The sequence below is a fragment of the Pseudomonas sp. MF08831 genome (assembly GCF_059862645.1).
Genome location: NZ_JCBCUX010000002.1, coordinates 538,052 through 556,346, shown reverse-complemented (window position 1 = coordinate 556,346; position 18,295 = coordinate 538,052). Strand labels below are relative to the sequence as shown.

Annotated in this window: 16 protein-coding genes; 9 read left to right on the top strand and 7 right to left on the bottom strand. The window is 62.1% G+C overall.

Translation table 11 applies throughout. The annotated features are described in order from the left end of the window. Window positions 1–8: 8 nt before the first annotated feature. The 4 genes from AC19YS_RS05820 to AC19YS_RS05805 all read left to right on the top strand — a co-directional run bounded on the left by AC19YS_RS05820 (window position 9) and on the right by AC19YS_RS05805 (window position 3,908). Entirely contained in the window at window positions 9–1,019 is a 1,011-nt protein-coding gene (locus AC19YS_RS05820) for a sulfate ABC transporter substrate-binding protein (protein WP_106577355.1), read from the top strand. A gap of 200 nt (window positions 1,020–1,219) precedes the next feature. After that, window positions 1,220–2,038, top strand: a complete 819-nt coding sequence (gene cysT / locus AC19YS_RS05815; RefSeq protein WP_003218141.1) for a sulfate ABC transporter permease subunit CysT — start codon at window positions 1,220–1,222, stop codon at window positions 2,036–2,038. A gap of 13 nt (window positions 2,039–2,051) precedes the next feature. Further along, a complete protein-coding gene (gene cysW, locus AC19YS_RS05810; RefSeq protein WP_003218139.1) occupies window positions 2,052–2,924 on the top strand; it encodes a sulfate ABC transporter permease subunit CysW in 873 nt (290 codons plus the stop codon). Window positions 2,925–2,927: 3 nt separating this feature from the next. Next, window positions 2,928–3,908: a sulfate/molybdate ABC transporter ATP-binding protein gene (locus AC19YS_RS05805; RefSeq protein ID WP_010168838.1), complete on the top strand. Its 981-nt coding sequence runs from the start codon at window positions 2,928–2,930 to the stop codon at window positions 3,906–3,908. A 120-nt stretch (window positions 3,909–4,028) separates the two neighbouring features. Here AC19YS_RS05805 and AC19YS_RS05800 read toward each other — a convergent pair whose 3' ends face one another. Continuing rightward, window positions 4,029–4,556, bottom strand: a complete 528-nt coding sequence (locus AC19YS_RS05800) for an Mpo1 family 2-hydroxy fatty acid dioxygenase (RefSeq protein WP_500601156.1) — start codon at window positions 4,554–4,556, stop codon at window positions 4,029–4,031. An 83-nt stretch (window positions 4,557–4,639) separates the two neighbouring features. Between AC19YS_RS05800 and AC19YS_RS05795 the strand changes: the two genes are divergently transcribed. Both AC19YS_RS05795 and AC19YS_RS05790 read left to right on the top strand, forming a co-directional pair. Then, window positions 4,640–5,326, top strand: a complete 687-nt coding sequence (locus tag AC19YS_RS05795; protein WP_179610123.1) for a Crp/Fnr family transcriptional regulator — start codon at window positions 4,640–4,642, stop codon at window positions 5,324–5,326. A gap of 38 nt (window positions 5,327–5,364) precedes the next feature. Continuing rightward, on the top strand, window positions 5,365–5,730 hold the full coding sequence (locus AC19YS_RS05790; RefSeq protein ID WP_119738264.1) for a response regulator: 366 nt from the start codon (window positions 5,365–5,367) through the stop codon (window positions 5,728–5,730). A 1,136-nt stretch (window positions 5,731–6,866) separates the two neighbouring features. Here the strand turns inward: AC19YS_RS05790 and AC19YS_RS05785 are convergent. Beyond that, window positions 6,867–7,871, bottom strand: coding sequence for an AraC family transcriptional regulator (locus AC19YS_RS05785; protein ID WP_106577361.1), 1,005 nt, complete (start codon window positions 7,869–7,871; stop codon window positions 6,867–6,869). 101 nt (window positions 7,872–7,972) lie between these two features. On the opposite strand from AC19YS_RS05785, the gene AC19YS_RS05780 reads away from it, so the two are divergent. Next, window positions 7,973–9,052 carry a fatty acid desaturase gene (locus tag AC19YS_RS05780; protein WP_500601155.1) on the top strand — a complete coding sequence of 360 codons (1,080 nt, stop codon included), beginning with the start codon at window positions 7,973–7,975 and terminating at the stop codon, window positions 9,050–9,052. Here the strand turns inward: AC19YS_RS05780 and AC19YS_RS05775 are convergent. The 3 genes from AC19YS_RS05775 to AC19YS_RS05765 are packed head-to-tail and all read right to left on the bottom strand — an operon-like array spanning window position 9,024 to window position 13,059. Beyond that, window positions 9,024–10,634 (bottom strand): arylsulfatase, encoded by a 1,611-nt coding sequence (locus tag AC19YS_RS05775; protein ID WP_500601154.1) that lies wholly within the window; start codon window positions 10,632–10,634, stop codon window positions 9,024–9,026. The two genes, AC19YS_RS05780 and AC19YS_RS05775, sit on opposite strands and share 29 nt — an antisense overlap. Before the next feature lie 14 nt (window positions 10,635–10,648). Next, window positions 10,649–11,464, bottom strand: coding sequence for an ABC transporter ATP-binding protein (locus tag AC19YS_RS05770; RefSeq protein ID WP_106577364.1), 816 nt, complete (start codon window positions 11,462–11,464; stop codon window positions 10,649–10,651). Further along, a complete protein-coding gene (locus AC19YS_RS05765; RefSeq protein ID WP_500601152.1) occupies window positions 11,461–13,059 on the bottom strand; it encodes an ABC transporter permease in 1,599 nt (532 codons plus the stop codon). Before AC19YS_RS05765 ends, AC19YS_RS05770 begins: the two co-directional genes overlap by 4 nt. A 288-nt stretch (window positions 13,060–13,347) precedes the next feature. Between AC19YS_RS05765 and AC19YS_RS05760 the strand changes: the two genes are divergently transcribed. Next, window positions 13,348–14,349, top strand: coding sequence for an ABC transporter substrate-binding protein (locus tag AC19YS_RS05760; protein ID WP_119738252.1), 1,002 nt, complete (start codon window positions 13,348–13,350; stop codon window positions 14,347–14,349). Between the two features lie 97 nt (window positions 14,350–14,446). On the opposite strand, the gene AC19YS_RS05755 is transcribed toward AC19YS_RS05760, so the two are convergent. Beyond that, complete coding sequence (locus AC19YS_RS05755) at window positions 14,447–15,367, bottom strand: LysR family transcriptional regulator (protein ID WP_106577367.1); 921 nt, start codon at window positions 15,365–15,367, stop codon at window positions 14,447–14,449. A 182-nt stretch (window positions 15,368–15,549) separates the two neighbouring features. Here AC19YS_RS05755 and AC19YS_RS05750 point away from each other — a divergent pair, with 182 nt between their 5' ends. Then, the gene (locus AC19YS_RS05750; protein ID WP_106577368.1) at window positions 15,550–16,455 is read left to right on the top strand and encodes a TauD/TfdA dioxygenase family protein; all 906 of its coding nucleotides are present in this window, start codon (window positions 15,550–15,552) and stop codon (window positions 16,453–16,455) included. A gap of 125 nt (window positions 16,456–16,580) precedes the next feature. On the opposite strand, the gene AC19YS_RS05745 is transcribed toward AC19YS_RS05750, so the two are convergent. Next, window positions 16,581–18,188, bottom strand: coding sequence for an alkaline phosphatase family protein (locus AC19YS_RS05745; protein ID WP_500601149.1), 1,608 nt, complete (start codon window positions 18,186–18,188; stop codon window positions 16,581–16,583). Window positions 18,189–18,295 lie beyond the last annotated feature (107 nt).

Here is an 18,295-nt window from a genome sequence, read left to right as displayed (position 1 = left end):
AGCCTTCTATGTCGTCGATTCGCCGTTACGCCCTGGCCGCACTGGCCAGTGCCGTGTTTGCCGGTTCCGCTGTTGCCAAAGACTACGAGTTGCTCAACGTCTCGTATGACCCGACCCGTGAGCTGTACCAGGACTACAACGCTGAGTTCACCACCTTCTGGAAACAGTCCCACCCCGGCGACAACGTCAAGATCCAGCAATCACACGGTGGTTCGGGCAAGCAAGGCCGCGCGGTGATCGACGGCCTGCGCGCCGACGTAGTGACCCTGGCCCTGGCCGGCGACATCGACGAAATCGCCAAATTGGGCAAGACCCTGCCGGAAAACTGGCAAACCCGCCTGCCGGACGCCAGCACTCCCTACACCTCGACCATCGTGTTCCTGGTGCGCAAAGGCAACCCTAAAGGCATCAAGGATTGGGGCGACCTGATCAAGAAAGACGTTTCCGTCATCACCCCGAACCCGAAAACCTCCGGCGGCGCCCGCTGGAACTTCCTCGCCGCCTGGGCCTATGGCCTGAAAGCCGGCGGCAGCGAAGCCAAGGCCCAGGAATACGTGAAGGAGCTGTTCAAGCACGTGCCGATCCTCGACACCGGCGCTCGCGGTTCGACCATCACCTTCGTCAACAACGGTCAGGGTGACGTGTTGCTGGCCTGGGAAAACGAAGCGTTCCTGGCGCTGAAAGAAGACGGCGGCGCCGACAAGTTCGACATCGTCGTGCCTTCGCTGTCGATCCTCGCCGAGCCGCCAGTGGCCGTGGTCGACAAGAACGCCGAGAAAAAGGGCAACACCGAAATCGCCACCGAATACCTCAAGCACCTGTACAGCCCGGCTGGCCAGGAGATTGCGGCGAAAAACTTCTACCGCCCACGCGATGAGAAAGTCGCCGCCAAATACGCCCAGCAGTTCCCGAAACTGGACCTGGTGACTATCGACAAAGACTTCGGCGGCTGGAAAACTGCCCAACCGAAATTCTTCAATGACGGTGGCGTGTTCGACCAGATCTACTCGGCGCAGTAAGCCAAATTAAACTGTAGGAGCCTGATTTTCTGTAGGCGCTGGGCTTCTGTGGGAGCTGGCTTGCCTGCGATAGCATCACCGCGGTGTGTCTGACACACCGAGGTGCCTGCATCGCGGGCAAGCCCGGCTCCCACAGAAAAGCCAAGTCCCGCAGAGAGTGCGCTCCTACAGTGGTTTCTACCCTTTAACCAAGGACTCTTATGTCGCGTCGTATTTCCCCCGTCATACCCGGCTTCGGGCTGACGCTGGGCTACACCGTGGTGTACCTCAGCCTGATCGTACTCATCCCCCTGGCGGCGATGTTTGTACATGCCGCTCAACTCACTTGGGATCAGTTCTGGAACATCATCTCGGCACCGCGTGTGCTGGCGGCGTTGAAACTGAGCTTCGGCACGGCGCTGTATGCCGCCATCATCAACGGCGTGATCGGCACGCTGCTGGCCTGGGTGCTGGTGCGCTACACCTTCCCCGGCCGCAAAATCATCGATGCGATGATCGACCTGCCTTTCGCCCTGCCCACCGCCGTCGCCGGTATCGCACTGACTGCGCTCTACACCCCCACCGGCCTGGTCGGCCAGTTCGCCGCGGACCTGGGCTTCAAAATCGCTTACACCCCGCTGGGCATCACCCTGGCGCTGACCTTCGTCACGCTGCCATTCGTGGTGCGCACGGTGCAGCCAGTGCTGGCCGATATCCCCCGGGAAATCGAAGAAGCCGCCGCCTGCCTGGGCGCCAAGCCATTGCAGGTGTTCCGCTACATCCTCGTGCCTGCGTTGCTGCCCGCCTGGCTGACCGGCTTCGCACTGGCCTTCGCCCGAGGCGTTGGTGAGTACGGCTCGGTGATTTTCATCGCAGGCAACATGCCGATGAAAACCGAAATCCTGCCGCTGCTGATCATGGTCAAGCTCGACCAGTACGACTACCACGGCGCCACCTCGATCGGTGTGCTGATGCTGGTGGTTTCCTTTGTTTTGCTGCTGCTGATCAACTTGCTGCAGCGGCGCATCGAACACCCATAAGGAGGCGCGGAACATGTCCCAATCGTCTATTTCCGCCGCGTCTTCGGCCAACGCCGCCCGTCGTGGCAGCGCAGTGTCGCGACGCATCCTGATCAGCCTCGGCTGGCTAGTGTTCTTCCTGTTCCTGCTGCTGCCGCTGTTTATCGTGGTGTCCCAGGGTTTGAAGAACGGCCTTGGCGCGTTCTTCACCGCGATCCTGGAACCCGATGCGCTGTCGGCACTGAAGCTGACGGTGATCGCCGTGGTGATTTCGGTGCCGCTCAACGTGGTGTTCGGCGTCAGCGCCGCCTGGTGCGTGAGCAAATACTCGTTCCGTGGCAAGAGCATTCTGGTCACGCTGATCGACCTGCCGTTCTCGGTGTCGCCGGTGATTGCCGGTCTGGTCTACGTGCTGATGTTCGGCGCTCAGGGTTTCTTCGGCCCGTGGCTGCAAGATCACGACATCCAGATCGTCTTCGCCTTGCCGGGCATTGTGCTGGCGACCATCTTCGTGACGGTGCCGTTCGTGGCCCGTGAACTGATCCCGCTGATGCAGGAGCAGGGCACCCAGGAAGAAGAGGCCGCGCGCCTGCTCGGTGCCAATGGCTGGCAGATGTTCTGGCATGTGACCGTGCCGAACATCAAATGGGGCCTGATCTACGGCGTGGTGCTGTGTACCGCACGGGCGATGGGTGAGTTCGGCGCGGTGTCGGTGGTGTCCGGCCACATTCGCGGCGTGACCAACACCCTGCCGCTGCATGTCGAGATCCTCTACAACGAATACAACCACGTTGCCGCGTTTGCCGTCGCGAGCCTGTTGCTGATCCTGGCGCTCTTCATCCTGCTGCTCAAGCAGTGGAGCGAGAACCGTATCAACCGCCTGCGCAAAAGCGCCGGTGAGGAATAAGTCATGTCGATTGAAGTCCGTAATGTCAGCAAGAATTTCAACGCCTTCAAGGCCCTGAACAGCATCAATCTGGACATCCAGAGTGGCGAGCTGGTGGCGTTGCTGGGCCCGTCCGGCTGCGGCAAGACCACCTTGCTGCGCATCATCGCCGGCCTGGAAACCCCGGATAACGGCAGCATCGTGTTCCACGGTGAAGACGTTTCCGGCCACGACGTGCGTGATCGCAATGTCGGCTTCGTGTTCCAGCACTACGCGCTGTTCCGCCACATGACCGTGTTCGACAACGTCGCGTTCGGCCTGCGCATGAAACCGAAAAACCAGCGCCCGACCGAAAGCCAGATCGCGGTCAAAGTCCACGAGCTGCTGAACATGGTGCAACTCGACTGGTTGTCCGATCGCTACCCGGAACAACTCTCCGGCGGCCAGCGCCAGCGTATCGCTCTGGCTCGCGCGTTGGCGGTAGAACCTAAAGTGCTGCTGCTGGATGAACCGTTCGGCGCCCTGGATGCCAAGGTCCGTAAAGAGCTGCGCCGCTGGCTGGCGCGCCTGCACGAAGACATCAACCTGACCTCGGTGTTCGTGACCCACGACCAGGAAGAAGCCATGGAAGTGGCGGACCGCATCGTGGTGATGAACAAGGGCGTGATCGAGCAGATCGGCTCACCGGGCGAAGTCTACGAGAACCCGGCCAGCGATTTTGTGTACCACTTCCTGGGTGATTCCAACCGCCTGCATTTGGGTGAAGACAAGCACGTGCTGTTCCGCCCGCATGAAGTGTCGTTGTCGCGCCATGAACTGGAAGATCACCACGCGGCTGAAGTGCGTGATATTCGGCCGTTGGGCGCTACCACTCGGGTAACGCTGAAGGTCGAAGGCCAAAGCGAGCTGATCGAAGCTGAAGTGGTAAAGGACCACGACAGCCTGACGGGCCTGGCGCGTGGCGAGACCCTGTTCTTCAAGCCCAAGGTCTGGCAAAAAGCTTAAAAACACCGCAATACCCATGCGGGAGCGGGCTTGTGTGGGAGCCGCTTGCCTGCGATAGCATCACTGCGGTGTGACTGACACACCGAGGTGCCTGCATCGCAGGCAAGCCAGCTCCCACATTCAGACCTTGCTCGGCTTTAGATCGCGGCGTTCTACCGGCCCGGACCGCGCCTCAATCTGCTCCTTGAGGTCATGCCGCAACCCCAGCAAAAACGCCAACTCCGCGACCACAAACAGTGGCCCGACGATCAGCCCCGACACGTCGTCCACAAACGCGGGCTTCCTGCCCTCGTAATAGTGGCCGATAAACTGAATCACCCAGCCCACCACAAACATCCCTATGCCGCTGCTGAGCCACACCAGCGTGCTCTGCGCCGCCAACACGTGCCCGGCCCAGACCGACAAGCCCATCAGCAGCGTCATCAGCACGCCCAGCGCCAGTTCCAGGCGCAGGTAAAACCCGGCCGAGAACAACGCGAGGATCACCGCTGGAGATATCCACAAGCTGCCGACCGGCCATTCAGGACGTGAAAGCAGCACCGCCACGGCGACGACGATTAACGGGATGCCGACAAAGTGGCTGGCGATGTTGCGCGGCTCGCGGTGGTAGGCGGCGTATTGACTGAGGTGGTCGACGAGGCTTTTCATTGTTGTTCCTCCTGTAGGATGCTTGATCATGCCTTGCCGGCCTGTGACTGACTGTCAGCTGGGCGACAATCTTCGGAGTTCGCATGGACACAGAGAAATGGCGCTCGCAGCTGGCCAGCGGTCATTGGTTCAGTCACTTGCCTGCCTCTTTTCAGCATAGCCTGCTGACCAGTGCCCGGCAGCGCCAGCTGGCGGCGGGGCAATACCTGTTCAAGCGCGGCGACCCGCCTTGTGGCCTGTATGCCGTGCTCGACGGCACGCTGCGCATCAGCGCGGTGAACGAACACGGCAAGGAAGCGCTATTGAGCCTGGTAGAGCGGCCATATTGGTTCGGCGAAATCTGCCTGTTCGACGGCTTGCCGCGCACCCACGACGCCTGCGCCGTGGGGCCGTGCACGCTGTTGCAGGTGCCGCAGCAGGCGTTGCTGAACATCCTTGGCGAGTCCCCGCCGTACTGGCGCGACCTGGCCTTGCTGATGAGCCAGAAACTGCGCCTGAGTTTTATCAATATCGAGCACCTGAGCCTGATGCCGGCCTCGGTGCGGCTGGCGCACCGTTTACTGATGATTGTTGAAGGTTACGGCGATACCGAGCAGTCAAAACGTGTGCTGCAACTGCCCCAGGAAGACCTGGCGGCGATGTTGAGCCTGTCACGCCAGACCACCAACGCCTTGCTCAAGGACTTGCAAGCCCAAGGCGTCGTGCGCCTGGGCTATGGGGAAATTGAAATCCTCGATGCTCATCGCTTGCGTGAGGCGGCGCACACCTGAGGGTGTTAGCCTGCAAGCCTGATCAATCGAGGTGTGTTATGCGCGTGCTGTTAGTGGAACATGAAACCGAAGAGGCACAGCGGATGGCCCGAGGTTTGAACGAGGCCGGCTACACCGTGGAGGTCGCAGCCAATGGCATGGCGGCCTTGCGCTTCGTGGAGAGTACCGAGTACGAGCTGGTGATTCTGGATGTGATGTTGCCGGGCTTGAACGCCTGGAAGTTGCAGCAGGCTATTCGGTTGAAGGGCGAGACGCCGGTGTTGTTCCTGACCACGCCGGGCGGGATTGAAGACCGGCTGCGCGGGTTGGAATTGCATGAAGATGATTATTTGCTCAAGCCGTTTGATGCCAAGGCGCTGGCGGCGCGGGCAAGAAAGTTACTGCGCCGCGATCGTGGGCGCTGATTGATCCAGGATGTGCATGGCCTGATCCACCGCCTTCGCGGGCAAGCCCGCTCCCACTTTTGGCTGCATTCACACATCAAAATGTGGGAGGGGGCTTGCCCCCGAAGGCGCTGATTGATCCAGGTTTTGAATGGCCTGATCCACCGCCTTCGCGAGCAAGCCCGCTCCCACTTTTGACTGCATTCACACATCAAAATGTGGGAGGGGGCTTGCCCCCGAAGGCGCTGATTGAGCCAGGATTGCATAGCCTGATCCACCGCCTTCGCGGGCAAGCCCGCTCCCACCTTTGACTGCATTCACACATGAAAATGTGGGAGGAGGCTTGCCCCCGAAGGCGCTGATTGATCCAGGATTGCATGGCCTGATCCACCGCCTTCGCGGGCAAGCCCGCTCCCACCTTTGACTGCATTCACACATCAAAATGTGGGAGGGGGCTTGCCCCCCAAGGCGCTGATTGATCCAGGATTTGCATGGCCTGATCCACCGCCTTCGCGAGCAAGCCCGCTCCCACCTTTGACTGCATTCACACATGAAAATGTGGGAGGAGGCTTGCCCCCGAAGGCGCTGATTGATCTAGGTTTTGAATGGCCTGATCCACCGCCTTCGCGGGCAAGCCCGCTCCCACCTTTGACTGCATTCACACATCAAAATGTGGGAGGGGGCTTGCCCCCGAAGGCGCTGATTGATCCAGGATTGCCCGGGCTGATCCACCGCCTTCGCGGGCAAGCCCGCTCCCACCTTTGACTGCATTCACACATGAAAATGTGGGAGGAGGCTTGCCCCCGAAGGCGCTGATTGATCCAGGATTTGCATGGCCTGATCCACCGCCTTCGCGGGCAAGCCCGCTCCCACTTTTGACTGCATTCACACATGAAAATGTGGGAGGGGCTTGCCCCCGAAGGCGCTGATTGATCCAGGGTTGCATGGCCGGATCCACCGCCTTCGCGAGCAAGCCCGCTCCCACCTTTGACTGCATTCACATATCAAAATGTGGGAGGGGGCTTGCCCCCGAAGGCGCTGATTGAGCCAGGATTGCATGGCCTGATCCACCGCCTTCGCGGGCAAGCCCGCTCCCAGCTTTGCCTGCATTCACACATCAAAATGTGGGAGGGGGCTTGCCCCCGAAGAGGCCCTACCTAGCGCAGCCCATCCCGAAACTGCCCCGGTGTCATTCCCGTCCAGCGCTTGAACGCGCGATTGAAACTGCTGGTATCGGCAAACCCAAGCAAATGGCTGATCTCGGCCAATGAACACTGCGGGTCCCGCAAGTGCAGCAGCGCGAGATTCTCCCGACACTCATTGAGCAACGCGTCAAACCGGCAGCCCTCATCGGCCAGATGCCGTTGCAAGCTGCGCAAACTCAAATGCAACGCCTGGGCGATCCGTTCGGCGCTCGGTTCACCCTCCGGCAATTGCGCCTCGATGGCCGCGCGCACCTTGCGCTCCCAGGTCAGCGGTTGCAGCTGGGCGAGGGTGCGTTTGAGCACGGTTTCATTGTGTTCGGCCAACTCCGGGTTGGCGTCATCCAAGTGGCTGTCGAAGTCTCGCGCGGCAAACTCCAGGCGGTCTTCCTCGGCGCCAAAGAACACCGGTGCGCGAAACACCGTGTGCCACGGCGTGGGGTCGGCCGGCTCCGGGCGCTGCAGGTATACCGCCAGCGGCGCGTATTCACGGCCCAGCCGATTTCGGCAGGTGCGCACATAGATCGCTGCAAACGCATCAATCGCTTCCAGCGCCGGTGCCGGGCTGCCGGCGGGTTGCAGCAGGCGAAAGCAATAGCGCTCGCCCTCTCGACTAAGCTCCAGCGTCAGCGCATCGCTGACCACTTGGTGATAACGCACGATCCGCTCGAACACCTCGCGCAGGCTGCCGCTGGCCACCAACGCATAACCCAGCGCATGAAAGGTGGTCGGGCTGACAAATCGCGACACCCGCAAGCCGATGGCCGGGTCGCCGCTGGCCTGCACGGCCAGTGCCCATAGCCGCGTGGTGGCCGACAACGGATAGCGGGCGTTGGGGTCGTCCATCTGCTGCGGGTCGAGCCCGGCTTGCGCGCACAGCGCGGCGCTGTCGAGGTCCAGGGCGTCGAGCTGCTTGCGCAGGGCGCGGGTCCAGCTGGCGAGGGAAGTGGCTTCGGGCATGACGATTGGCGCTTGCGGTCAACAGGTTGGCGTGTGGGGCTGATGCCCTGGCGCACCGCTTGGGCCAGGATGCATCGATCAATCACCAAGAGGATGGAAGCATGGACGGTACTTCTGCAAGTCCCCAGCAGATGAACGCACAACAGCGTTCAGCGCATATCCGTGACGTGGTGCTCGCCGAAGGGGCCAGATTACGCCAGCAGCACCCCTGGCTGCGGCACCAGGACGCCCTGGGCGCGGGCATTCTGGCGTTTGCCTTGCTGGGCATGCTCGGCTCGGCGGCGCTCTACATCACCGGCCACATGGCGTGGTGGGTTTGCCTGCTGCTCAATGCCTTCCTCGCCTCGCTGACCCACGAGCTGGAACATGACCTGATCCACAGCATGTACTTTCGCAAGCAACGCCTGCCCCACAACCTGATGATGGGCCTGGTATGGCTGGCGCGGCCGAGCACCATCAACCCGTGGATACGCCGGCATTTGCACCTCAATCACCACAAGGTGTCCGGCACCGAGACCGATATGGAAGAGCGCGCCATCACCAATGGCGAACCGTGGGGCCTCGCGCGGTTGTTGATGGTGGGTGACAACCTCATGTCGGCATTCATCCGCATGCTGCGCGCCCGGACCTGGCAGCACAAATTCAACATCCTCAAGCGCTCGCTGTTGGTGTACGCGCCCTTGGCGCTGCTGCATTGGGGCGCGTGGTATGTGTTTTTGGGCTTTCATGCGGCCAATGGTGTCGCCAGCCTGATGGGCGCGCCGATCGCCTGGTCAGCCGGCACCTTGCAGGTGATGCAGGTGATCGACATCGCTGCTGTGGTGATCATCGGCCCCAACGTGCTGCGCACCTTCTGCCTGCATTTTGTCAGCTCCAACATGCACTACTACGGTGATGTGGAGCTGGGCAACGTGATCCAGCAAACCCAGGTGCTGAACCCTTGGTGGATGTGGCCGCTGCAGGCGTTTTGCTTCAACTTCGGCAGCACCCATGGCATCCACCATTTTGTGGTGAAAGAGCCGTTTTACATTCGCCAGATGACTGCCAGCGTGGCGCACAAGGTGATGCGCGAGATGGGCGTGCGCTTCAACGATTTCGGTACCTTCGCGCGGGCCAACCGCCTGGAACCGCAGGCCCGCACACAGGCTGGGCTCAATCCGGCTGAAACGGCGACGCGCTGAGCACCACGCCAGTTTCGTCCACGTACTGCTGCCAGTGGCCGATCAGGGTGTCGAGTTTGTCCGGGTGGCTTGAAGCCAGGTCATGGATTTCTCCGGGATCCTGGCCCAGGTCATACAGTTGCCACGTCGCCGGCCCTACCGGGCCTGGGATGTACACGGCTTTCCACTGGCCCTGGCGAATCGCGCGGCGGCCGAACAGCTCCCAGCCGGTGACGGTATGTTCGTCGTGCACCTGGGCGGTCTCGCCGGACAAAAAGCCCAGCCACGACTTGCCCCGCAACGGCGCCACCGGCTTGCCGCGCCAGTGCTTGCCGGGGTGGCGTACACCGGCAAGGTCCAGAATCGTCGGCGTAATATCCATCACCGTGCCAAACCCATGGCTGATGCGCCCGTTGAGCGCCAGTGGCGGGTAGTGCACCAGCGCCGGCACCCGAATGCCGCCCTCGGTGGTAAACGCCTTGAACAGCCGCGACGGCGCGGTCGCCACCTGCGCCCATGACGGCCCGTACCAGACGTAAGAGTTGGCGCGGCCGATGTTCTCCAGGCTGTTGTCGTAATGCTGGTTGAGATAGGTCAGCAGCTGCGGCCCGAACTTGGGGAAAGCTTCCAGCAGCGCGCCCTCGGCGCCGTTATCGGACATGAACACGATGAAGGTGTTGTCCAGTTGCCCCTGGCGGCGCAGGTACTCCACCACCCGGCCGATGTTCCAGTCCATGCGCTCCACCATCGCCGCATACACTTCCATCGCGCGGGCCGAGAGCTGGCGCTGTTCATCGCTTAAGGCCGCCCATTGGGTGTTCAGCTCGATCAGCGGGTGGGGCTCGACATCGGCGTCGATCAACCCCAGCGCCTTGAGCTTTTCCAGGCGTTCCAGGCGCAGCGCTTCGGGACCGGCGTCGTAGCGGCCACGGTATTTTTCGACAATGTCCGCCGGCGCCTGCAACGGCCAATGCGGCGCCGAAAACGGCAGGTAAGCGAAGAACGGCCGCGCCTGGTCGCGCTCCTTGAGGTACTGCAGCAGCTTGTCGCCAAACGCATCGGAGGAATAGAACCCCTCGGGCAGTTGCTCGACGAAGGTGTCGTCCTCGATGTACAGCGCCGGGGTGGATTTGAGCAGGCCTGGCGTGTCGTCGTCGTAGGTTGGCTCGAAACCATAGTGGTTGGCCGCGCCGGGCAACAGTGAAAACGACCGCTCGAAACCCCGCGCATGCGGCGCCCGTTCGGCGGTGAGGCCCAGGTGCCATTTGCCGCTCATCAAGGTCTGGTAACCGGCCTCGCGCAGCAGCTCCGGCAGCGCCACGACGTTGTCGTTGAGGTAGCCCTCGTAACCCGGTTTGCCGATCAGCTCCGGCGTAAGCGCCTCGGCCATGGTGCCGATGCCGGCGATGTGGTGGTCGGTGCCGGTCAGCAGCATCGAACGCGTGGGGGAGCAGGTCGGCGCGGTGTGGAAGTCAGTCAGGCGCAGACCCTTGAGCGCCAGGGCATCCAGGTGCGGCGTAGAGATTTCCCCGCCGAACGCACCGAGGTCGGAAAAACCCATGTCATCGGCCAGGATCACGAGAAAATTGGGACGTTGTGGCATCACGGCACTCCTCTTCAGCAGGCAATAAAGGCCAGCGGCAGGTCGCGAATCTGTTCGCGCACGGGCGGCTGATAGTGGTCATCGCTGATCAGTTCATGCAGCAGTTCTTCGCGCAGCTGGTGGAATTCGAAGCTGCTGCGCTGGCGCGGATGGGGCAGGGCGATATCGACGATTTGCTTGATCCGCCCAGGCCGAGGCTCCATCACCACCACGCGGTCGGCGAGGAAAATCGCCTCCTCCACGTCGTGGGTCACCAACACCGTGGTGATCTTGGCGCGCGCGCGGATCGCCAACAGCTCGTCCTGCATTTGTTGGCGGGTCAGCGCGTCGAGGGCGCCGAACGGCTCGTCCAGCAGCAGGATGCGCGGGCTGGCGACCAGGCCACGGGCGATCGCCACCCGTTGGGCCATGCCGCCGGACAGCTGATGGGGATACGCGCGGGTAAAGTCGCTCAGGCCCACCAGCTCGATAAAGTCGCTGATGCGCCGGTTGCGCTCGGCTTCGCTCAGCGGCTCGTTGACCAGGCCCAGGCCAATGTTTTGCGCCACGGTCAGCCAGGGGAACAGGCGGTGCTCCTGGAACACAATGCCGCGCTCGCCGCCGATGCCGTTTACGGCCTTACCGTCGACCTGGATGTCGCCGCGAAACTGCGTGTCGAGCCCCACCAACAGGCGCAGCAGGGTGGATTTGCCGCAGCCGCTGGAGCCGACAATCGCGACAAATTCGCCCTCGGCAATCTCCAGGTTGAATTCGCGAATAGCCTCCAGCTCGAAGCCGTCGACGTCGAAGGACTTGCCCACATGGTTGAAGCGGACGATAGGTGCGTTCATGCGTGTCTCCAGCGGGTGGCGCGGGTTTCGATGCGTTGGCCGATAAAATTGAGCGTGGCGCCGGTAAGGCCGACCAGCAGCATGCCGCCCATGATCACGTCCATGCGCAGCAGCTGTTGGGCGCCGATCATCAGGCTGCCGATGCCGCCATTGGACGGCATGAAGTATTCCGCGCCGATGGTGCCGAGCCAGGCGTAGATCAGGCTCAGGCGCAGGCCGGCGAAAATCCCCGCTGCCGCGCCCGGCAACACCAGACGGCGCAGGCGCTGGAACAGGTTCAGGCGCAGCACTTGCGCCGCTTCGCGCAGTTGCGGCGACAGGTTGAGCACGCTGCGTTGGGTGGCGATAAACAGCGGGAAAAACGCGGCGAGTGCGATAAATACTGACTTGGCCAACTCGCCCAGGCCAAACCACGCGGTAAGCAACGGCACCCAGGCAAAAATCGCGATCTGGCGCAGCGCGGCCAAGGTCGGGCCGAGTACGCGCTCACTGCGCCGTGAAAGCCCCAGCCACAGGCCCATGGCAAAGCCCAGGCCGCCGCCCAGCAGCAGGCCGCCCAGTGTGCGGCCCAGGCTTTTGACCAGGGCGCCGGACAGGCTGCCATCCAGCACGCCGGCGCCAGTGGTTTGCAGCACCGCCCATGGGCTGACCAGAATATTGGCGTCCACCCAGCCATGCAGCGTCGCCATCTGCCACAGCGCTACCAACAGCAGCGGCAGTAACCACGGTTGCAGGCGCTGCCAGCCTTGATAGCGCGGCCCGCGACGAATCTGCGCGGTGGCCGGGTGCGGCCAGTGCACCCATTTGCGATCCAGCCAGCCGATGCCACGATCCATCACCACGCCCAGCACGCCGATGACCACGATGCACACGAACACGATGTCGAGCATGAACAACTGGCGCGCCCAGACCATCAGGTAGCCGATGCCTTCACTGGACGCCAACAACTCCACCGCCAGCAACGACGTCCAGCCCGCCGCCAGGGCCAGGCGTACACCGGCCATGAATGCCGGCAGCGCGGCGGGCAGGATCAGGCGACGGATCAACAGGTGCGGGGGCAGGCGCAGCACGCGAGCGGCTTCGCGCAGGTTGGGCTGGGCATCACGCACGCCGACCAGGGTATGCAGGGTGACGGGCACGACGATTGCCTTGACCAGCACCACCAGTTTCAGCGTTTCGCCGATGCCGAAAAACACCATGAACAGCGGAATCCATGCCAGGGTCGGCACTTGCGACAACGCGCTGAAGGTTGGAAATATCAGGCGCTCCGCCCGGGCGCTGAACCCCAACAGCGCGCCCAGCAGCGCGCCTGCGCCGACACCGGCCAGCAGCCCCCAGAACAAACGCTGCACGCTGATCGCCAGATGGCTCCACAACTCGCCGCCGGCCAGTTCTACTGCGCTGCTCCAGACCAGCGAGGGCGGCGGCAGAATCTGCTGGCTCATCCAGTGATTGCGGCTGGCCAGCCACCACAGCGCAAACAGTGCCAGCGGCAGCAGCCAGGGTATGAGGCGGTCGCTCAGCTTCGGCCAACGCAGCGCGGCGTCTTTGCCGGGGGCCGCCAGAGGTAGGCTCAGAAGTGAAATTCGGGCCATGGAGGACCTCCGTTGTCGCCGTGGGCGTTATGTGATTTCGATCTTAGAAAAATGCAAACAAGATGATTGTGAGATAAGAAAAATCATTTAAAGCCTCTGTCCGACACGCATCCAATGCATTCGAAGAATATTTTCGATGCTGTTTATGCATATCCCTCTGGAGCCTGCGTTTTAGCTCGCATAGTCCCAAAAGCTATTAAATTGTGAATTTATAGTATTTAAAGTTTTGATCGGCCTGTGCCTACTTTCTGCTCCCCAGGCGACCGTCGCCCACCAGGAGCTGCGCTTATGAAACTGCCCTTCAAACGTCTGATCAGCCTGTTCGCCGGCACTGCCCTGGCCGGGTTGGTGCAGGCTGCCGATCTCACGGAAATTCGCATCGCCGTGCCCGACCTCAGTGCGGGCAGCCAGCACAGCGGCGGCGGGGTAACCGATGTACTGCAAAGCCAGCAGATCTTCGAAAAGGCCTTTGCCGACCAGGGCATCAAGATTCAATGGAATTATTTCAAGGGCGCAGGCCCGGTGATCAATGAGGCCTTTGCCAACGGCCAGGTGGACCTGGCTTACCTGGGCGACCTGGCGGCGATCATCGGCCGCTCCAATGGCCTGGACACGCGCTTGCTCAGCGCCTCGGCGCGCGGCGTCAAGCATTACCTCGCCGTGGTGCCAGGCTCCGGCATCAAGACCTTGCAAGACCTCAAGGGCAAGCGCGTCGCCGTGTTCCGCGGCACGGCCAGCCAGTTGTCATTCGACACCGCGCTGGCCAGCCAGGGTTTGAGTGAGAAGGACCTGAAAGTCATCAACCTGGACTTCAGCGCCGCCATTGCCGCCCTGGCCGCCAAACAGATTGACGCCACCTGGGGCGGTTCAGGCCTCACGGCGCTGCAAGCCAAGGGCCTGGCCGAGATACCGCTGACCACCAAGGACATCGGTGGCGCCGGCAGCGTGCAGGCGGTGCTGGTGGGCAGTGCCAAGTTTGTGGATGAACACCCGCAAGCTGTGGCCACCTTGCTCAAGGCCCAGCAGCAAGCGGTGCAGTGGTTGACCGATGACAACAACAAGCAGGCTTACATCGACCTGGTGTCGGGGCTGGCCAGTTACCCACCGGTGATTCTGACCAACGATCTGAAAGACCAGAAGCTCAGCGAGATTTTCCCCTCGACCCTGGACCCGGTGTTCCTCGGCAAATTGCAGGACGCGGTGGACTTGGCGTCCAAAGAGCGGCTGATCCGCAAGCCGTTTCAGGTGAGCGATTGGGTGGCGCCGAATCTGGCGGCGGCGGGGCGCTGAGCCTGGTGGTGGCTGGGTTATCGCTATCGCAGGCGAGCCCGCTCCCACAGGGGAACGCCTTCCAACTGGGCGAGCGGGCTTACCCGCGATGAGGCCTTCAAACCGCCACACTCACCTGCTGCCTGTCCACCTCCACCAGCGTCTCAATCATCGCCTTCGCCGCCGGCGACAACCGCGACCCGGTGCGGCTGACAATCCCGCAGCGCGCGCTCATGGTCTCCAGGTTCTGCGGCAGGTTGCGCCAGTGCAGCAGCACCAGCGAGCCCTGGGCGATGTCTTCGGCAAACGCCTCTTCCGTGCCCACCCCAATCGCATCGGACTGCAGCACGATCTTCACCAGCGCCGGGAAATGCTCGGTCTGAATGCTCGGTGAAAAGTCCATGCGCCCACTCAGGTTCGCCAACAATTTTCGGATGCCCTGGGAGATCAGCGGTGAGGCCAGCGGGTAGTCGAACATGTCGTTGGTCGACAAGCTGTCCTTGGCCAATAACGGATGCCCCGGTCGGCAAAAAAACACCCCGCGCTTGGGCGTCAGTGCGCGGGTCTGGAAGTTCGGGTCGGCTTCGAACTGGCGAATGTCGGCGATAAAAAATTCGATCTCTTCACGGCTCAGGGCGCGGCTGAGTTTCTCCCAGTTGTCCACCTGGAAACTGGTGCGAATTTTCGGGTGCGCACCGATAAACCGCGCCACCGCATCCGGCACCAGTTTCACGGCCGGCGCCGGCCCGGTGCCAAAGCGCAGGTCACCGGCGTCGAGTTTGGTCATGCGCGTCACTTCACTGCTCAGCAGGGCGGCGCCATGCACCAGGCTCAAGGCGTGTTGCAGCACCACCTGGCCCTCGGGCGTGGGGCGCAGATCCTTGTTGCCGCGATCGACCAGCACACAGCCGAACTCTTGCTCCAGCCCTTGAATGCTGCGGCTGAAGGCGGGCTGGGTGATGCCCATGGCGTCCGCTGCACGCACGAAACTGCGGTGTTCGTTGAGGGCGATGAAGTAGCGCAGTTGGCGAAGATCCATATGCTTTCCCGGCATCTGAAAAATAGGTCGAAGGCATTTGCGACCGAGGGAGCTGAGGTTTTAAATGCAAGCTCTTATTCCGTCAACGAAGCATTGATTGATTTGCTAGATCTAAAATGCATATCAATAGAGCGTTGCCGGAAGGCATCCCCACCATCAGCAGGCACATGAGGGTCTTCACCATGAGCAACGCCGCATTAGCTGTTCAACCCGTCGCCCAGGCGCTGGACATCCACCCGGTCGCTGGCCGCATCGGCGCCGAGATCCGTGGCATCAAACTGTCCGGTGACCTGGATGCCGCCACCGTCGACGCGATCCAGCAAGCGCTGGTGCAGTACAAAGTGATCTTCTTTCGTGAGCAGACCCACCTCGACGACCAGAGCCAGGAAGCCTTCGCTCACCTGCTCGGTGAGCCGATTGCCCACCCGACCGTGCCGGTGCGCGACGGCACGCGGTTCCTGCTGGAACTGGATGGCACGCGCGGCCAGCGCGCCAACTCCTGGCACACTGACGTGACCTTCGTTGACGCTTACCCGAAAGCCTCGATCCTGCGGTCGGTGCTGGCGCCAAAATCCGGCGGCGACACCGTGTGGGCCAACACGTCCAGCGCCTACAACGACCTCAGCGTCGAGCTGCGCGCCCTGGCCGACACCCTGTGGGCGATTCACAGCAACGAGTACGACTACGCCGGGCGCAAGCCGGATGTATCGGTCGAAAAGCTTGAGGAATACCGCAAGGTGTTCACCTCCACGGTGTACGAGACCGAACACCCGGTGGTGCGCGTGCACCCGGTCAGCGGCGAGAAAACCTTGCTGCTGGGGCACTTCGTCAAGCGCCTCAAAGGCTATTCCCAGGCGGACTCGACGCAGCTGTTCAACCTGCTGCAAAGCCACGTCACCCGCCTGGAAAACACCGTGCGCTGGCGCTGGAATGCCGGCGACGTGGCGATCTGGGACAACCGCGCCACCCAGCATTACGCGGTGGATGACTACGGCACCCAGGAACGCATCGTGCGCCGGGTAACGCTCAAGGGCGACGTGCCGGTGGGTGTGCAGGGGCAGCGTAGCCAGACGACAAAGGGGCTCTAGGCTAAGTTTGGCGATCAAAAATGTGGGAGCGGGCTTGCTCGCGAATGCGCAGTGTCAGTCGATGTATGTATCAACTGACAGACTGCATTCGCGAGCAAGCCCGCTCCCACATTGGTGTGTGGTGTTTACCAGACGCCTATCTGCACCACTTTTTCCGCCTCCGGCTCACCATACCGAAACCGTTGGCCACGCTGATCAATCTCCGCGTGGCTGATAGTGGTGCGCCGCTTTAACCCGCGCAGCCACTCGAACAGATAGCCCAGGTGCGTTTCGCGCACCGCCGCATAGGCCGGATCGGCACCCAGGTCGTGTAATTCCTGCGGGTCATTGTGAAGATCAAACAGCTGTGGGCGAAAGCCGTCATACGCCAGGTACTTCCAGCGCTCGCTGCGCACCATGGTCATGCGGCAACGGTCGATGGGCTGTTCCAGACGCTCGCGGGCCGGGGCCTGGAACGCATAGTCGTATTCGGCGATGGCGTAGTTGCGCCAAGTGATGTCTTTGCCGTGCAGCAGCGGGATCAGCGAACGGCCCTCCAGGCGGTGGTCAGCCGCCGGCAAACCCAGGGCGTCGAGGAAGGTCGGCAGGGCGTCGATGGTTTCCACCAGGCGTGCGTCCACTGAACCACGGCTGATGTCGGCGCTGGCGCGCGGGTCGCGCACGATCAACGGGACGCCCACCGCAGGCTCCAGCAAGAACTCCTTTTCACCGAGGAAGTGGTCGCCGAGAAAGTCGCCGTGATCGCTGGTGAACACGATCAGCGTGTCGTCCCAACGGCCGTTGCTTTGCAGAAAATCGAACAGCCGCCCGAGTTGATCGTCGACCTGTTTGATCAGCCCCATGTAGGTCGGAATCACCGTCAACCGCACCTCATCACGGGAGAAATTCAGGCTCTCCTGGTGCTGGCGGAAGGCGTGGTAAACCGGGTGATCGCTGGTGTGTTCCGGTTGAATGGGCGCCTGGACATGCTCGGCGCCATACAGCGCGTGGTATGGCGCCGCAGCGATATAGGGCCAGTGCGGCTTGATGTAGGACAGGTGCAGGCACCACGGCTGCTCGCCTTGTTCGGCGATAAAATCGATGGCGCGGTCGGTGGTGTAGACCGTTTCCGAATGCTCCTGCGCCACGCGCGCAGGCTTGCCTGAGTGACGCATGTGCCAGCCGCTGAGGATTTCACCGTTTTCACCGGCGGCGGCATTGGCCCATTCATGCCACGGGTTGCTGCCGTCGTAGCCTTGTTCACGCAGGTAATGGGTGTACGGCGCGGACTCGCGTTTGTCCTCGAACAGTGGGCTGTCAGGGTAAATGCCGTCGTGGCGCATGTACGCGTCAAACCCGACCTCATTCAGCGGCTCGGCCTGCGCGCTGTCGGGGTCGATATTCAGACGTTGCAGGGCGTCCAGATTCGGCGTGGCGTGGGTCTTGCCGACCAGGGCGGTGCGGATGCCATGGGGGCGCAGGTAATCGCCAATCGTCAGCTCTTCCAGCGGCAGCGGCACCGCGTTCCACGCCACCTGATGGCTGCTGACATAGCGCCCGGTGTAGGCTGACATTCGCGACGGCCCACAAATGGTGCCCTGGGTGTAGGCCCGGCTGAAGCGCACGCCGGCAGCGGCGAGGCGGTCGATATTCGGCGTGTGCAAATGCGCATGGCCGTAGCACGACAGGTAATCGCGGCGCAGTTGGTCGCACATGATGTAGAGCACGTTGCGCACGGGGTTGGGTTGGGACATGGGGCTTCACCGAACAAAACAAAGGTGACGGTTTTCGCTGTTCGCAGGGGCACTGGCAAGTGCATTTGAGGACTGGGTTTTATGCAGCGAATGCATGGGTGCTACTG

Excerpts from the sequence above, each read along its gene's own strand:
- AC19YS_RS05750 (WP_106577368.1), top strand. The coding sequence starts at position 15,550 with ATGAGCAACGCCGCATTAGCTGTTCAACCCGTCGCCCAGGCGCTGGAC.
- AC19YS_RS05745 (WP_500601149.1), bottom strand. The coding sequence starts at position 18,188 with ATGTCCCAACCCAACCCCGTGCGCAACGTGCTCTACATCATGTGCGAC.
- AC19YS_RS05760 (WP_119738252.1), top strand. The coding sequence starts at position 13,348 with ATGAAACTGCCCTTCAAACGTCTGATCAGCCTGTTCGCCGGCACTGCC.
- AC19YS_RS05780 (WP_500601155.1), top strand. The coding sequence starts at position 7,973 with ATGGACGGTACTTCTGCAAGTCCCCAGCAGATGAACGCACAACAGCGT.
- AC19YS_RS05765 (WP_500601152.1), bottom strand. The coding sequence starts at position 13,059 with ATGGCCCGAATTTCACTTCTGAGCCTACCTCTGGCGGCCCCCGGCAAA.
- cysT (WP_003218141.1), top strand. The coding sequence starts at position 1,220 with ATGTCGCGTCGTATTTCCCCCGTCATACCCGGCTTCGGGCTGACGCTG.
- AC19YS_RS05820 (WP_106577355.1), top strand. The coding sequence starts at position 9 with ATGTCGTCGATTCGCCGTTACGCCCTGGCCGCACTGGCCAGTGCCGTG.
- AC19YS_RS05790 (WP_119738264.1), top strand. The coding sequence starts at position 5,365 with ATGCGCGTGCTGTTAGTGGAACATGAAACCGAAGAGGCACAGCGGATG.
- AC19YS_RS05805 (WP_010168838.1), top strand. The coding sequence starts at position 2,928 with ATGTCGATTGAAGTCCGTAATGTCAGCAAGAATTTCAACGCCTTCAAG.
- AC19YS_RS05770 (WP_106577364.1), bottom strand. The coding sequence starts at position 11,464 with ATGAACGCACCTATCGTCCGCTTCAACCATGTGGGCAAGTCCTTCGAC.
- cysW (WP_003218139.1), top strand. The coding sequence starts at position 2,052 with ATGTCCCAATCGTCTATTTCCGCCGCGTCTTCGGCCAACGCCGCCCGT.
- AC19YS_RS05775 (WP_500601154.1), bottom strand. The coding sequence starts at position 10,634 with ATGCCACAACGTCCCAATTTTCTCGTGATCCTGGCCGATGACATGGGT.
- AC19YS_RS05755 (WP_106577367.1), bottom strand. The coding sequence starts at position 15,367 with ATGGATCTTCGCCAACTGCGCTACTTCATCGCCCTCAACGAACACCGC.
- AC19YS_RS05795 (WP_179610123.1), top strand. The coding sequence starts at position 4,640 with ATGGACACAGAGAAATGGCGCTCGCAGCTGGCCAGCGGTCATTGGTTC.
- AC19YS_RS05785 (WP_106577361.1), bottom strand. The coding sequence starts at position 7,871 with ATGCCCGAAGCCACTTCCCTCGCCAGCTGGACCCGCGCCCTGCGCAAG.
- AC19YS_RS05800 (WP_500601156.1), bottom strand. The coding sequence starts at position 4,556 with ATGAAAAGCCTCGTCGACCACCTCAGTCAATACGCCGCCTACCACCGC.